Raw genomic sequence first — 13093 nt, forward strand, 5'->3', positions numbered from 1 at the left:
CATAACCCACCGGCATGGCGAACTTCGCCGGCCATCGAAATCCCGCCAACAAAACACCCACCACAAGGATGGGCAACAAAGCTAGAAGGCTAAGCACTGCAAGGTTATCCACAAATTGGTCCTCTCTGACCAGATTCCACAATACGAAATATAATTTTTGTGATGTGAACTGAGCCTAGGCGTGATGAGAGTCACGGTCAACAGCTTTTGCCGAAAACATCAGAATTGCTATTTCATCTGACACATAATCAAATTCCATCATGCGAAATTACTGCGCATAGCTGGTCATATTCTGGAAGTTAGAGAAGATAATTGGGCTTGCATATTGAACTAACGGCGCCCGGATCCAAGGTGAGGTGACGGGATCTGCCTAACGCCGACTAAAGTCAGCGACGTGGGCATAGTTTCCCGGCACCCACCCTTGCGGCTGTGAGCGCTATATCGGCAGCCACGGCCGTAGCGGCTCCCACCCGCCAAGCTCACCGCGAGGGGTTTCTCTTTCAGGGACCCTTTAGTGAAAAAGTTCGAGATCAGCCGGAGGCCTTCTTCGCCCGGCGGATGCGGTGCAGGATCGGTTCGGTGTACCCGTTCGGCTGGCTCGCGCCAAGCAGCACGAGGTCACGAGCAGCCTCGAAGGCAAGCCCAGGACCATCCGGGCCGACCAGCGGCTCGTAAAGAGCGTCGGCCGCGTTCTGTTTGTCGACGATGCTTGCAATACGATGCATGCTTTTGAGTAGATCCTCCTCGGTGATGACGCCGTGGGTCAGCCAGTTTGCCAGAAGCTGACTGGAGATCCGCAGTGTTGCCCGGTCTTCCATAAGTCCGACGTCGTTGATGTCAGGCACCGTCGAGCATCCGATGCCCTGGTCGACCCAGCGTACGACGTAGCCGAGGATGGACTGCACATTGTTGTCGAGCTCCGCCTGCTTCTCCTCATCCGTCCAATCGGGGTTCGGAGCCAGCGGAATCTCGAGGATCGGGTCGACGCCGTCGTGCGCTCTCTTCTTGACCTCATCTTGCAACAGGAATACGTCGACCTCGTGATAGTGCAGGGCGTGCAGAGTCGCCGCGGTCGGCGACGGAACCCAAGCAGTTGTGGCACCGGCCTTCGGGTGCGCGATTTTCTGCTCGAGCATCGCGGCCATCAGGTTGGGCATCGCCCACATGCCCTTGCCGACCTGCGCTCGGTGCTGGAATCCGGCCGCGAGACCGGTATCGACATTAGAGTCCTCGTACGCTTGGATAAAGCGCTGCGACTTGAGGTCGGCCTTTCTCACGAACGGGCCGGCGTAAAGGGACGTGTGTATCTCGTCGCCCGTGCGATCGAGGAAGCCCGTGTTGATGAACACGACGCGGTCCTTCGCTACTTCGATGCATGCCTTGAGGTTCAAGGTCGTCCGCCGTTCCTCGTCCATGATGCCAAGCTTCATGGTGAGCGGTGCGAGACCGAGTACCTCCTCGACCCGGCGGAATAATTCGACCGTGAACGCCACCTCCTCGGGTCCATGCATCTTGGGCTTGACGATGTACACCGAACCGGTGCGCGAGTTCTTGAGATTCGTCTGGCCCCTCAAGTCGTGGAGAGAACCGAGCGTGCATATCAGGGCGTCCAGTATGCCCTCGGGGATCTCACTGCCCTCTCGGTCGAGCACGGCGTCAGTCGTCATGAGATGACCGACCTGACGGATGAACATCAGAGCGCGTCCATGCAGGGTGACGGGGTCTCCCGTGAGCCTCTTGAACGTGCGATCCCCGTTCATGGTGCGAGTGAAGGTCTTGCCGTCCTTGAACACCTGCTCCGAGAGGGTTCCCTGATTCAGCTGCAACCAGTTCCGGTACCCAAGTGTCTTGTCGTCGGCGTCGACCGCTGCGACAGAATCCTCGAGGTCCATGATCGAGGTCAACGTAGATTCGAGCACGATATCTTTCACCCCCGCAGCATCGGTGCCGCCGATGAAATGTGAGGGATCAATCTGGATCTCCATGTGGAGCCCATTGTGGACGAGAAGGATGCCCGTCGGGGCGTCCTGCGGGCCCGCATAGCCCACGAGCTGGGCCGGGTCGTTGAGCCGGTTGGTACTCCCGTCGGCGAGTGCGATCACCAAGCCATCGCCGTCGATCGTGTACGAGATGGCGTCGGCGTGCGAACCTGATTCAAGTGGAGCGCTGTCGTCGAGCAGTTTGCGACCGATAGCGATTACCTTCGCGCCACGCGCGGCGTTGTATTCAGCACTCCGAACCAGCTCGCCCTCATCGGCGATCGCGTCCGTGCCGTAGAGCGCATCGTAGAGGGAACCCCAGCGTGAGTTCGCGGCGTTGGCGGCAAAGCGGGCATTCAGCAGCGGCACTACCAGCTGCGGACCGGCCTGGGAAGTGATCTCGGTATCCACCCCCGTCGTGCTGATTGTGAAGTCGTTCGGCTCCTCGACGAGGTATCCGATCTCTGTGAGGAAGTTTTTGTAGGCCGTCGGCTCGGGCTTACCAGGGGCGGCACGATGGTAGTCGTCGATCTTTGCCTGCAGTTCGTCGCGTTTGACGAGCAACTCACGGTTGCGGGGCGCGAGATCGCGGAGAATCTTCGCCGCTCCCTCCCAGAATGCGCCGGAATCGACGCCGCTGCCCGGCAACGCCTCGTCCTCGACGAATCGGAAAAGGGGCGTAGCTACGCTGAGGTCGCCGACCTGGATATAGTTCATCATTTGCTGCTCCTGATCACTTTTTCGCAACATGGAATGTAGAGTCTACTCTGTGGAATATATCAGAGCGGGAATCGTGGCGGCTGAGATCGGGCGCGATTAAACGACCGGAAGGAACCATGGGAAATTACTTTGAGACAGCCAACATCACCTACGAAGCGGCACAAAACGCGGTCAGCGTGGCAATCGCCGAAGGCGCGAAAATCGGTGTGCTCGCCGTCGTCACTGTCGTCGATTCCAGCATGACCATGGTGGCGTTCGGCAAGGCCGATGGGGCCACTCCACACAGCGTCGAGACGAGCCGCCGAAAAGCGGATACCGGTGCATCCACTCGCAAGAAGACCGGCTGGATGTCGGACGCGTTTGCGATTCAGCTTCCGCTCGGCACCGGCGGCCGGGTCACAAACATCCAAGGTGGATCCCCGCTGAAGTTCGAGGGCAAGAACGTCGGCGGCCTCGGCGTCGCCGGAGGCACCCCAGACCAAGATGCTTCCATTGCGGCCGCAACGCTCCTCGCCATCGGTGCCGACGCCGATTAGCCCGCTTTTCGCCGACCGCACCCCTGGACGTTCGTCCCTGACCTAAGTGAGCTTCAGGAATCATCCCTCGACGCCACGATGACCGATTGCCGTCCTGGAGGAGAGTCACGCATACTGCTTGGGTCGAACGTCAAGTCCCTGTACTCACTGAGGCGGACTGTTTGGAATTCCTGGTCCATGGCGCGGCGAATCGCGTCCGCAACATCTTCAAAGGGAAGGTTCTCCTTCGATGCCAACTGCTGAATCTGAGGGCACCTTACCTGCTTCGCCTTTTTCCTCAATTCACGAGGAGTTCGTTTCTGTATTGCCCTTACGGACAACAACGCAACGATCAAGGCAAATTGAACAAATGCGATCCATGTAGGTTCCGAATCGGAAACGAACGTATATACAGCGCTGACCACAAAGAAGACGACTATGCCCCAGGCCAGAATTTCCCAGTTCCAGGACTTTCGCTTTAAGTCAGCAAACTTTGGGCCAGTGATGTAGAGCCAATTAAGGTCTTCGTGGCCTAAGGAATGCTTATACGTGGTTCCGCGCTGGTTACCTTCAGTTGTCATAGAAATCGCCCGACCAGATCCTTTCAGGAAGTACGCCAGCGCTCATGCTATCTGACTGCTTCAGCAAGGCACGACGACGGCGGTACCCTGGTGCCGCCGTCGTCCATCCCGCTCGATAAAGTTGGGGCAACGGAAGGACCGCTCATGCGCGTGGGGATTATCGGTGGGGGCATCGGTGGGCTGTGTGCCGCCATCGGGCTGGAACGCCATGGAGCCGACGTGGATGTATTTGAACGCGCCACGTCGATCGAACCGGTGGGGGCCGGGCTGTCGATTTTCGGCAACGGGCTGGCGGCCCTTGACTCGATAGGCGTCGGACAGCGGTTCCGGGAATTGACCGATAGCCATGGCGCCGTCACCTCTGGTGGCCAGCGCAGGCCGGACGGTACATGGTTGGCCATGCTGCCACCTGGGGCGCTGCCCGAACTCCGCGTCATCCACCGCAGCGACCTGCACGACCTGCTGGTCTCCGCCCTGACGCCGGGAACACTTCACCTCGGATCGACCTGCACGGTGGAACCGGGTGGTGGCAGGGAAATGAGAGTCACCGAGGCGGCGGGTGGCACACGGACTGAGCGCTACGATCTGGTTGTCGCCGCCGACGGGATCCGCAGCCCGACGCGTGCGGGATGGGCCAACGACCCTGGGCTGAGGTACTCGGGCTATTCGGCCTGGCGCGGCGTCACCCGTGGACCTGTGGATCTCGGCGGGGAGGCGGGCGAGACCTGGGGTAGGGGACTGCGCTTCGGGGTGGTCCCGCTGACTGACGGGCGCGTCTACTGGTTCGCCGTCGCGAACATGCCGGAAGAGGCCGTAATCGACGACGAGTTCGCAGAGGTCCGCCGCCTGTTCGGTGCTTGGCACGAACCGATCCCGCAGCTGCTCGAGGGCACCGATCCTTCGGCCGTCGTCCGCCACCCAATCCACGACCTGGCCAAACCGCTGGCATCGATCCGGCGCGGTCGCACGATCCTGCTCGGCGATGCCGCACACGCCATGACGCCTGATCTGGGGCAGGGAGGCGGCCAGGCCATGGAAGATGCAGCCACTCTCGCCACTCTGCTGGCACCGGACGCGCGGCGCACGGCCCCCGACATCGACGGCATCCTGGACCACTACGACTCGCTACGTCGAAAGCGGACTCAGCCGATGGCACGCAGGTCCCGGCTCGTCGGAAGGGCCGCGCAGCTGCGGGCGGCACCCGCCGTCGTGCTTCGGGATGCCGCCATCCGACTCACACCGGCAGGCGTCATGGCACGGCAGGTTCGCTCCCTCCAGCGGTGGACGCCGCCCGTCCGTGACTAGTTGAGCGTAGCGGTGTCGATGACGAAGCGGTAGCGGACATCGGAGGCGAGCACGCGCTCGTAGGCCTCGTTGATCTTATCTGCCGGGATGACCTCAATCTCGGCGCCAAAGTGGTGCTCGGCGCAGAAATCGAGCATCTCCTGGGTTTCGCGGATGCCGCCAATCATGGAGCCGGCGAAGGACCGTCGTCCGCCAATGAGCGAGAACGCGTTGACCGGCAGCGGCTCGGCGGGTGCACCAACGTTGACGAGCGCACCGTCAAGGGCGAGCAGGCCCAGGTAGTCGCTGATGGGAAGTGAGGCGCTGACCGTGTTGATGATCAGGTCGAAGGATCCGGCCAGATCCGTGAATGTGTTCTCGTCGCTGGTGGCGAAGTAGTGCTCGGCGCCCAGGCGGAGCCCGTCTTCCTGCTTCTTCAGGGACTGCGAGAGCACTGTCACTTCCGCGCCCATGGCTGATGCCAGCTTCACAGCCATGTGTCCGAGCCCGCCGAGTCCGACGACGGCGACCTTCTTACCCGGTCCGGCGCCCCAGTGACGCAACGGCGAGTACGTGGTGATGCCTGCGCACAGCAGCGGTGCGGCCACGTCGAGCTCGATGCCCTCGGGGATCCGGAGCACAAAGTCCTCGGTCACCACCACGTGGGTGGAGTACCCGCCCTGGGTAATGGAACCGTCGCGATCCACGGCACCGTAGGTACCCGTGTTGCCGTTGAGGCAGTACTGCTCCTCCCCAGCCACGCAGTTCTTGCACTCGCCGCAGGAGTTCACCATGCAGCCGACGCCAACCCGGTCGCCGATGGCGTGCTTGGTGACGTTGGAGCCGATTTCGGCAACGACCCCGGCGATCTCATGGCCGGGTGCCAGCGGGTAGGCCTGGGATCCCCAGTCGCCGCGGACCGTGTGGATATCCGAGTGACAGATACCTGCGTACTTGATGTCGATCAGCACATCGTCGGGGCCGACGTCGCGGCGTTCGATAGTGGTGGGGATGAGGTCCTCAGTGGCGGATGGGGCTGCGTAAGCATTAACGGTCGTAGGCATAAATGACTCCTGCACATCGTGTTGCTTGAATTCTTTTCCATTTGCCAAACGTCAGAGTCCGACGTCGTTATTCCTCAGTGGGAGAACGAACCGCTCAGCCATTTGCTGGACGTGGGTCAGGATGCCTATTGACAGAACGACAAAACGGGCGGATTCTAAAACTGTCAGCATCGCTTTTAGAAGGAGAGTGTCATGGCTGCCATGGATATTCCGGCCCCAGCAACTAAAGGAATGGGCCACACCCTGCACCGCGCCCGGGTGGAACCGGCGTATGGAGCATTTTTGATGTTGTGGATCGGATTCATTGTGCTTCCGATCGCGTTCGGCCTGGACAAGTTCGCTAACGTCCTGACCAATTGGGAAGCCTATCTCGCGCCCTCGGTCGTCGGCATGCTGCCCTTCAGCGCCTCCACGGCGATGCTCATCGTTGGTGTTGTAGAAGTCGCGGCGGGAATCATGGTCGCTATCAAACCCCGCTACGCAGCCTATGTTGTGGCGCTCTGGCTGGGCGGCATCATCGTCAACCTGCTGATCTACTCCGGTTTCTACGACGTCGCCCTGCGTGACTTCGGGCTTCTCGTTGCCGCGGTCGCGTTGGCGCAATTAGCCCGCTCCTACGACCGCGAGGCAGATAAGGGAGGCCGGGCCAAGGCCTGAGCAGGAGCTGGGCGCAGAAGATCCACGTCTGGCTCAGAAGCTGCTTACCGCTCACAGTCGCCGGCGGCTACTGGGCAATTGGCCAGGCGCCGCGAATTTACTGGACTCTATAACGAGACACAGAACCGGCGGGAAGGGGACTGAACCCCTTCCCGCCGGTTCACGGCTGTATCCGTTCGGCACGGAAACTATGGAATGGCTAGCACTCGAGCAACAGCATGTGCCCCGTGCCGACCTAGCGTAGCGTCGTGGCGCTGATGTCCGAGGTCGTCTTGGCCCTCTGGGGAAGGACAGCCCGGTAGTAGGCCTTTCCTGGCTTGTAGGTGCGGTAGCTGGCCTTGCCGCTGCTGAGGCTGACCGTCTTGATGGTCTTCCAGCCACTCGTCGTCTTTCGCTGGATCTTCACCCCGGTCGGGCTATAGTACGAGTACTTATATGCGGACGGGTTGTAGTAGCGGGCGGAGACATTGACAGTCACGTAGTTGCCCTTGCGGGCCGACGAGATGCCGGCCTTTGCTTTCCCTCGGACGTAGAACGTCTTGGCGGTGCGGTCCGTGTAATCCAAAAAGTCGTAGTTCGACTTGTATCCGAAGATATCCGATGGGCCGATCTTGTAAGCACCGAGGCCGTCGCTGCCACAAATTAACATCCGCTCGGATACGTCGCTGCCACCAAACATCAGAAAATTCTTAATGTAGCCGTTGCGGGTGACATCGGTATCGATGTAGAAGTCCTCGACTGAACTGGATACAGTACGTTTCACCTTTACGGTGTTGTACTTGCAATCTGATGACGAAAACACCATGTTATTGGCCGTAAAGCCGGTGACCTCGACGGGGCGGGTGGCGGCCGACGCGGCCGGCACCGAGATGAGCCCTGCCGTCAAGGAGAGGACGGCTCCAACCGCCAGCAAGCCCAGTTTTTTGCGCGCTGAATGACGCATGATTCCCCCAAAGTGATGTGATGCGAGTGATCGCCGTGCAGAGCCGTGCGAGGCGGCCAGAGTGGCTCGCTGAATAAAGTGTAGCTTCAACCGGTGGTATGTCAACGCGCGGACCTAAGGGGCTCAACTGCAGGGTCAGCCGAACCGTTTCCGGGGAGCAAGTCCTATTGAAGTACTCCGCTAAAGTACTCTTCCGGTTTCCGGTTGGCGTTATTGGGGTGGTGTGTTGATAGCTGCATAGCTGGGCGCGCTCTCCGAAGCCACGGGCTCATCCGCCTGGATGGCTCGTGCGGCAGTTTCAATGGAACCGAGTGAAAGCCTGAAGAGGAATGATCCCGTGCTGACCCGTGCTGCACCGGCGCTGGCGAGTTCGCTGAGGGTGGGGCCGCCGGGTTTGAACAGCACATTCACGGGTGCCGGAATTTCCGAAACAACTGCGCGGATAGGCTCCTGTCCGGTGATACCGGGGACGAAGATTCCGTGAGCTCCGGCCTGGATGTAGGCGCCAGCCCTTGAGATGGCCGTCTGATGCTTATCCCGATCGGATCCCTCGTCCTTGATCCAGTAAGGGTCCGTGCGGGCATTGATGAACAGCCCTGGAGCGGCACGGGATATTGCCTTGATTTTTTCCGTCGCGACCTCAACCGGGATGAGGGTATCGTCGGCACGGCCGTCTTCGATGTTGATTCCGACTGCCCCGGCGGAACGAATCTCACGCACGTAGCCCACCACGTCGTCGGGGTTGTCACTGAATCCGTTCTCAATATCAGCGCTTACCGGAATACCGAGACGCGTACACTGTTCGACGAGTGCCAGGACGTCGGCGAATGTCCGTCCTTCGCCGTCGGGCTGTCCTCCGGCGTAGGCGGTTCCGAGGCTTGTTGTTCCTATTACACTGTGGCCCGCCGAATGCAGGCAGCGTGCGGATGCTCCATCCCACGCGTTGACCAGGAACAATGGTTTCCCTGGTTGATGGAGGGCCGCGAAGTTGTCGAAGTCCACAGTGGTCACACTCCCCAGAAGCCGAGTGAGAATTCTGCGATAACAGTGGCTAGGACGAACGACGCGGTGATGGCGACGATCCCAACAGGCACAATTTTCCAGCCGATTTGGCGCAGCAAGGGTACGTCCTTACCGAGGCTGAGGCCAGCGCTAACGAGTACCACCGTGGCAATGGACAGGAAGTCCACAGCAGTAACATACTGCACGAGCGTTTCGCCGATTGGCGACCATGGTGACGAGATGAGCGCACCGATGGTCGTTACCCAGACGATGGAGTAAATGAACCGCATAACCTTCGTCAACGCAATGCTGATAACCAATAGCGCGTCCATGGTGAGATAACCGAGCACGATGTCCCAGTTGAAGCCCCCAGCAACTATCGAGGCGGTGATGATGCCGATAATGGTTATGCCTCCGAGGCCGATCCAGAGCGGTACGGTAATTGGTTCCGTACCGGCGGACACAGCTTCCCGGAACTGACGGTTATCGGCGGAATTTTCATCGGCGGCCTGGGCCGCTGTCTTCTTGTGCGTGAGGAAGTGGTAGAACTTATCGGCCAGCGGGAGGGCAATGTAGATTCCGACGTACACGCCAAGAACGGTTGTAATCAGGTTGGAGATGGCGGCCAAGGCGAGGACCGCATCGACTTGAGCTGGAAAGGCATCCGCAATGCTCGCCGTCGCAGCGGCCATCATGGAACCCGAACCTACTCCGGCGCCCATGGCCAATGCGAGTGGATCGAAAATGTCGAGCGAAGTTACGAGCCCGGCAAGCAGTGAAATGTAGACGGCACCGAAGAGCGTTCCAAACACATACATTGCGAGTACGCCGCGATACTGATCGGAATCGGAACCATACTTCTCGCTGACCATTGCAAAGGCCGGCTCGCGGTCAAGGGAGAATGTTGCACCGATGGTTGGTTTGCCCATCCTCAGCAGCACCGCCAGGGGAAGTGCCAGGGCGATGGTACCGAGAAGGTGGCCGAATTCCTGAAGCAGGAGTGCCGGACCAGCTTCGAAAACGGTGCGCAGGCTCGGTCCGATGTTGAAGGCCAGGCGGGCAACCAGCAGTAAAACGAAGAGCCCCACCAAACTGTTGGCTACCCGTTGGAGCTTCAGCGGCATCGGCTTGAATTTTTGGATCGAAATGATCGCGCCAATAATGATGCCCCATACCATCGGGAAGATCGAGATTGCGGCCGGGCCGACAGGAATCTCAACAGTGCCGATAAGTTCGGACACGATGGCGATGACGAGTGTGGCCGCAAGGATGGGCACAACGTCTGCGAGACGCGCCCGTTGAACTGCCGTCTTTTCTACTTCGGTTCCCATGATGGGCCTTTCTACATTTCGTTAAGGGCTGCGGCGTTGGACCGAACGGTCTCAATATGATCTGGGGAAGTGGCTATCGTGGCGGCGATCCACGCCATGGCAATAGCTGAATCGAACATCAGGTCGTAGGCGGCAGGTGTATCCGCTGCTGCTGCGAAATCCTTCGTGTGAAGGGCATGTCCAACTCCGGGGATGCCTACGAAAGGATGGATGCTCGGCACTTTTTGGGACACATTCCCCATGTCAGTGGAAGCGGGCAGCAGCGGGAGTCGACCTTCGACGGAGTGGCCAAGGAAGGAGATCGATTCATTCCACAGCGCCGCCAGCAGGTCGTCTTGAATCAGCGGTTCGTACAAGGGTTCCGTCGCTTCAATCTCCAGTTGCGTGCCCGTAGCCAATGCCCCGGCTTCAAAACAGCGCCGCACCTTGGCGAGTAACTCCTCGTAGGCGGCAAGCGTGGTGGCCCGGCACTCGAATTCGACGACGGCCTTATCGGGGATGATGTTGGTGACCCGTCCCGCTTCCCTGACGAATAGCGCGACGCGGTTTGTGTCTGGCAATTGTTGGCGCAGCAGACCAATGGCTACCTGGGTGATAGTCGCGGCGTCCGCTGCATTGATGCCCGCGCTGGGACTTGCGGCGGCATGTGCTCCCCGACCGGTGTAGGTGGCACGGAATCGCCCCACTGCCTGGCACGTCGATCCGGTTATGTTGTAGGTGGGAGTTTCGTTCGTCGGGTGCATCATCATGGCGATATCGACGTCGTCGAAGGCGCCTTCGCTGATCAGTACAGCCTTGCCGCCACCATGTTCTTCGGCCGGTGTGCCGATGACCTTCAGCCTGATATCGAGTTGATCGACAAGCGGCTTGAGGCCAAGGGCGGCAGCGACACTTGCACCGGCGATGACGTTGTGTCCGCAACCATGGCCGATTCCCGGAAGCGCGTCATATTCGACGCAGATTCCTACGGTGAACTGACCGGTGCCGGCGACCGCAGTGAACGCGGTAGGCAATGAGCCGTAACCGCGCGCCATGTCGAAGCCTTCGTCCTCAAAGAGCTGGCAGAGTGCGGCCGCTGATGCGGTTTCCTCGAAGGAGATTTCAGGATTCGAGTGGATCCTCCTGCTCAGCTCCAGGACCTGGTCTGCCTTGTCAGCAATCGTGCTGGCAATGGCGGAGTTAACTGGATTGCTGTGATTTATGGCTTGGTCGATATCCGGCATTAGATACCTCTGTTCAATTCAGGAGGGATGGAGTTCAATTTCTAAACGGACGTTCAGGGTTCGGTGGGCCGTTCTTGGATAAGTTCCATAAACATTGTGTGGTGCAGCGTTTCCACATGCGAGCGGGCTAATTCCACTGCGGCGGAAACATCGTGTCGGATCAGGGCGGCCACCAGGGCAACATGGTCCTCGTTGGCGCGGTGTAGATCCTCGATGGGGTAGGGGACGAAGTACTCATACAGCTCGGTCAGAGCCGCAGTATGGACTTCTATGGCGTCACCCAGATGTGACGACTCGGCAACGAGACGGTGAAATTGATTGTCTGCTTGATGGTACTCCGACCAATTCTTTGCAGCGGCCATCTCCTGCGTCAACGTTTCCAGCTGTCCCAGCTCCTCGTCGGTGGCATTCACAGCGGCGAAGTGGGTCACTGCGCATTCTGCCAGCAGCCTTCGGTCCACGAGTGCGTGGATAGCGGGGGCATCGGCGCTCGCCGACCGCAAACGGTTCAGGACATCCTGGGGCGGGTATTCGGCTACGAACGTTCCGCCATCGCGGCCACGACGCCGAACGACTAAACCCTCTTCTGCCAGGTTCGCCATGGCACGCCGGGCAGTCATGGGGCTGACGGAGAGGCCCAGCGCGATGTCTTTCTGCCCCGGGAGTTTTTCGCCGGGTTTGAGCAGGCCGAGCCAAATCGCAGTTGCAAGCCGCGCGCGTACGGCATCGATGGCGCTGCGTCGGCCTACCCTGGCCAGAGCTCCTGTATGCAGCGCGGACTCTTCTTCGAGCATCCTTGATGGAGCGTTCATAGGCCAACCATATCGGCGTTTCCGCGCATGGTTTGATATTAGCTCAAATTGATCTAATATTGCATGCGTCACATCAGTTTTCCTCTAAAGGTGCCTCGCCATGTCACACGTTTTGCCACTTCTCGCCGTTCAGGCGGAGCCACGCCAGATTAGTGAACCGGTGTCTGCGTTCGCGGCGGAGGTTGGCGCCGCACTGGACAACCACCCGGAGTCGCAGTTGGTGGTCTTTCCGGAACTGCATCTCTTCGGTGACGGCGTTCCTGACCAGCAGCGAACAGAAGCGCTTCAGGATTCCGCCCAGCCTCTCGACGGTCCGCTGGTTCGCGATCTCCAGGAGCTGGCCGGGGATCTGAAGCGATGGCTCGTTCCGGGCAGCATCTGTGAGCGGGGGCCTGAGGGGCAGCTGTTTAATACGGCTTTGGCTATCTCCCCAGAGGGAAAGCTGGCGGCCAGCTATCGCAAGATCTTTCCATGGCGGCCTTACGAACCGTATGACCCGGGCGATGCTTTCGTCACCTTCGACCTCGAAGGATTCGGCCGTGCGGGATTATCCATCTGCTACGACGCTTGGTTCCCGGAAGTCAGCCGACAGCTCGCGTGGATGGGTGCAGACGTCATCCTCAATGTCGTGAAGACAACCACGAAAGACCGCGAGCAGGAACTGGTCCTGGCCCGGGCAAGCGCGATTACCAACCAGGTCTTTATCGTGAGCGTCAACTGTGCCAGCCCTACCGGGCGCGGCCAGAGTCTCGTCGTCGATCCCGAGGGCAACGTGATAGAGGCGCTCGACGGCGATGCGCCAGGGATTCTCTCAACATACCTCGATCATTCCCACGTAGAGCGTGTGCGAACCCACGGCACTGCTGGTCTGAACCGCATGTGGTCGCAGTTTCATTCACATGAAGCTCCGATCGAACTGCCCGTGTATCAGGGCCGTATCAACCCCTCGACCTGGACCCCGCAAGTCCATCGCCCGTAAGGA

12 protein-coding genes are annotated in these 13093 nt (G+C 59.8%); 4 read left to right on the forward strand and 8 right to left on the reverse strand.

All coding sequences use genetic code 11. The features are described from left to right. Window positions 1-530: 530 nt before the first annotated feature. The gene (locus tag ACX80B_RS02895; protein ID WP_459292882.1) at window positions 531-2699 is read right to left on the reverse strand and encodes a malate synthase G; all 2169 of its coding nucleotides are present in this window, start codon (window positions 2697-2699) and stop codon (window positions 531-533) included. A gap of 116 nt (window positions 2700-2815) precedes the next feature. Here ACX80B_RS02895 and ACX80B_RS02900 point away from each other — a divergent pair, with 116 nt between their 5' ends. Continuing rightward, entirely contained in the window at window positions 2816-3235 is a 420-nt protein-coding gene (locus tag ACX80B_RS02900; RefSeq protein WP_459292884.1) for a GlcG/HbpS family heme-binding protein, read from the forward strand. Window positions 3236-3288: 53 nt separating this feature from the next. Here the strand turns inward: ACX80B_RS02900 and ACX80B_RS02905 are convergent, their stop codons facing one another. Beyond that, entirely contained in the window at window positions 3289-3795 is a 507-nt protein-coding gene (locus ACX80B_RS02905; protein WP_459292886.1) for a hypothetical protein, read from the reverse strand. 144 nt (window positions 3796-3939) lie between these two features. Here ACX80B_RS02905 and ACX80B_RS02910 point away from each other — a divergent pair, with 144 nt between their 5' ends. Beyond that, complete coding sequence (locus ACX80B_RS02910) at window positions 3940-5100, forward strand: FAD-dependent monooxygenase (protein ID WP_459292888.1); 1161 nt, start codon at window positions 3940-3942, stop codon at window positions 5098-5100. On the opposite strand, the gene ACX80B_RS02915 is transcribed toward ACX80B_RS02910, so the two are convergent. Then, window positions 5097-6143 (reverse strand): NAD(P)-dependent alcohol dehydrogenase, encoded by a 1047-nt coding sequence (locus ACX80B_RS02915; protein WP_459292890.1) that lies wholly within the window; start codon window positions 6141-6143, stop codon window positions 5097-5099. The genes ACX80B_RS02910 and ACX80B_RS02915 overlap by 4 nt on opposite strands. A 192-nt stretch (window positions 6144-6335) precedes the next feature. Here ACX80B_RS02915 and ACX80B_RS02920 point away from each other — a divergent pair, with 192 nt between their 5' ends. Then, window positions 6336-6800: a hypothetical protein gene (locus tag ACX80B_RS02920; protein ID WP_459292892.1), complete on the forward strand. Its 465-nt coding sequence runs from the start codon at window positions 6336-6338 to the stop codon at window positions 6798-6800. Window positions 6801-7035: 235 nt separating this feature from the next. Here ACX80B_RS02920 and ACX80B_RS02925 read toward each other — a convergent pair whose 3' ends face one another. The 5 genes from ACX80B_RS02925 to ACX80B_RS02945 all read right to left on the reverse strand — a co-directional run bounded on the left by ACX80B_RS02925 (window position 7036) and on the right by ACX80B_RS02945 (window position 12111). Then, the gene (locus tag ACX80B_RS02925) at window positions 7036-7743 is read right to left on the reverse strand and encodes a hypothetical protein (protein ID WP_459292894.1); all 708 of its coding nucleotides are present in this window, start codon (window positions 7741-7743) and stop codon (window positions 7036-7038) included. Window positions 7744-7953: 210 nt separating this feature from the next. Then, window positions 7954-8754, reverse strand: coding sequence for an isocitrate lyase/PEP mutase family protein (locus tag ACX80B_RS02930; RefSeq protein ID WP_459292896.1), 801 nt, complete (start codon window positions 8752-8754; stop codon window positions 7954-7956). Then, window positions 8751-10076, reverse strand: a complete 1326-nt coding sequence (locus tag ACX80B_RS02935) for a DUF3100 domain-containing protein (protein WP_459292898.1) — start codon at window positions 10074-10076, stop codon at window positions 8751-8753. Before ACX80B_RS02935 ends, ACX80B_RS02930 begins: the two co-directional genes overlap by 4 nt. 11 nt (window positions 10077-10087) lie before the next feature. Then, entirely contained in the window at window positions 10088-11299 is a 1212-nt protein-coding gene (locus ACX80B_RS02940) for a M20 family metallopeptidase (protein WP_459292900.1), read from the reverse strand. A gap of 53 nt (window positions 11300-11352) precedes the next feature. Continuing rightward, window positions 11353-12111, reverse strand: a complete 759-nt coding sequence (locus ACX80B_RS02945) for a FadR/GntR family transcriptional regulator (RefSeq protein ID WP_459292902.1) — start codon at window positions 12109-12111, stop codon at window positions 11353-11355. Window positions 12112-12211: 100 nt separating this feature from the next. On the opposite strand from ACX80B_RS02945, the gene ACX80B_RS02950 reads away from it, so the two are divergent. Beyond that, a complete protein-coding gene (locus ACX80B_RS02950) occupies window positions 12212-13090 on the forward strand; it encodes a carbon-nitrogen hydrolase family protein (RefSeq protein ID WP_459292904.1) in 879 nt (292 codons plus the stop codon). The last annotated feature ends 3 nt before the right edge of the window (window positions 13091-13093 follow it).

It is taken from the genome of Arthrobacter monumenti (genome assembly GCF_054511255.1).

Bases quoted from the DNA above. Each gene is read 5' to 3' on its own strand.
- ACX80B_RS02895 (WP_459292882.1), bottom strand. From the start codon at position 2,699: ATGATGAACTATATCCAGGTCGGCGACCTCAGCGTAGCTACGCCCCTT.
- ACX80B_RS02900 (WP_459292884.1), top strand. From the start codon at position 2,816: ATGGGAAATTACTTTGAGACAGCCAACATCACCTACGAAGCGGCACAA.
- ACX80B_RS02905 (WP_459292886.1), bottom strand. From the start codon at position 3,795: ATGACAACTGAAGGTAACCAGCGCGGAACCACGTATAAGCATTCCTTA.
- ACX80B_RS02910 (WP_459292888.1), top strand. From the start codon at position 3,940: ATGCGCGTGGGGATTATCGGTGGGGGCATCGGTGGGCTGTGTGCCGCC.
- ACX80B_RS02915 (WP_459292890.1), bottom strand. From the start codon at position 6,143: ATGCCTACGACCGTTAATGCTTACGCAGCCCCATCCGCCACTGAGGAC.
- ACX80B_RS02920 (WP_459292892.1), top strand. From the start codon at position 6,336: ATGGCTGCCATGGATATTCCGGCCCCAGCAACTAAAGGAATGGGCCAC.
- ACX80B_RS02925 (WP_459292894.1), bottom strand. From the start codon at position 7,743: ATGCGTCATTCAGCGCGCAAAAAACTGGGCTTGCTGGCGGTTGGAGCC.
- ACX80B_RS02935 (WP_459292898.1), bottom strand. From the start codon at position 10,076: ATGGGAACCGAAGTAGAAAAGACGGCAGTTCAACGGGCGCGTCTCGCA.
- ACX80B_RS02940 (WP_459292900.1), bottom strand. From the start codon at position 11,299: ATGCCGGATATCGACCAAGCCATAAATCACAGCAATCCAGTTAACTCC.
- ACX80B_RS02945 (WP_459292902.1), bottom strand. From the start codon at position 12,111: ATGAACGCTCCATCAAGGATGCTCGAAGAAGAGTCCGCGCTGCATACA.
- ACX80B_RS02950 (WP_459292904.1), top strand. From the start codon at position 12,212: ATGTCACACGTTTTGCCACTTCTCGCCGTTCAGGCGGAGCCACGCCAG.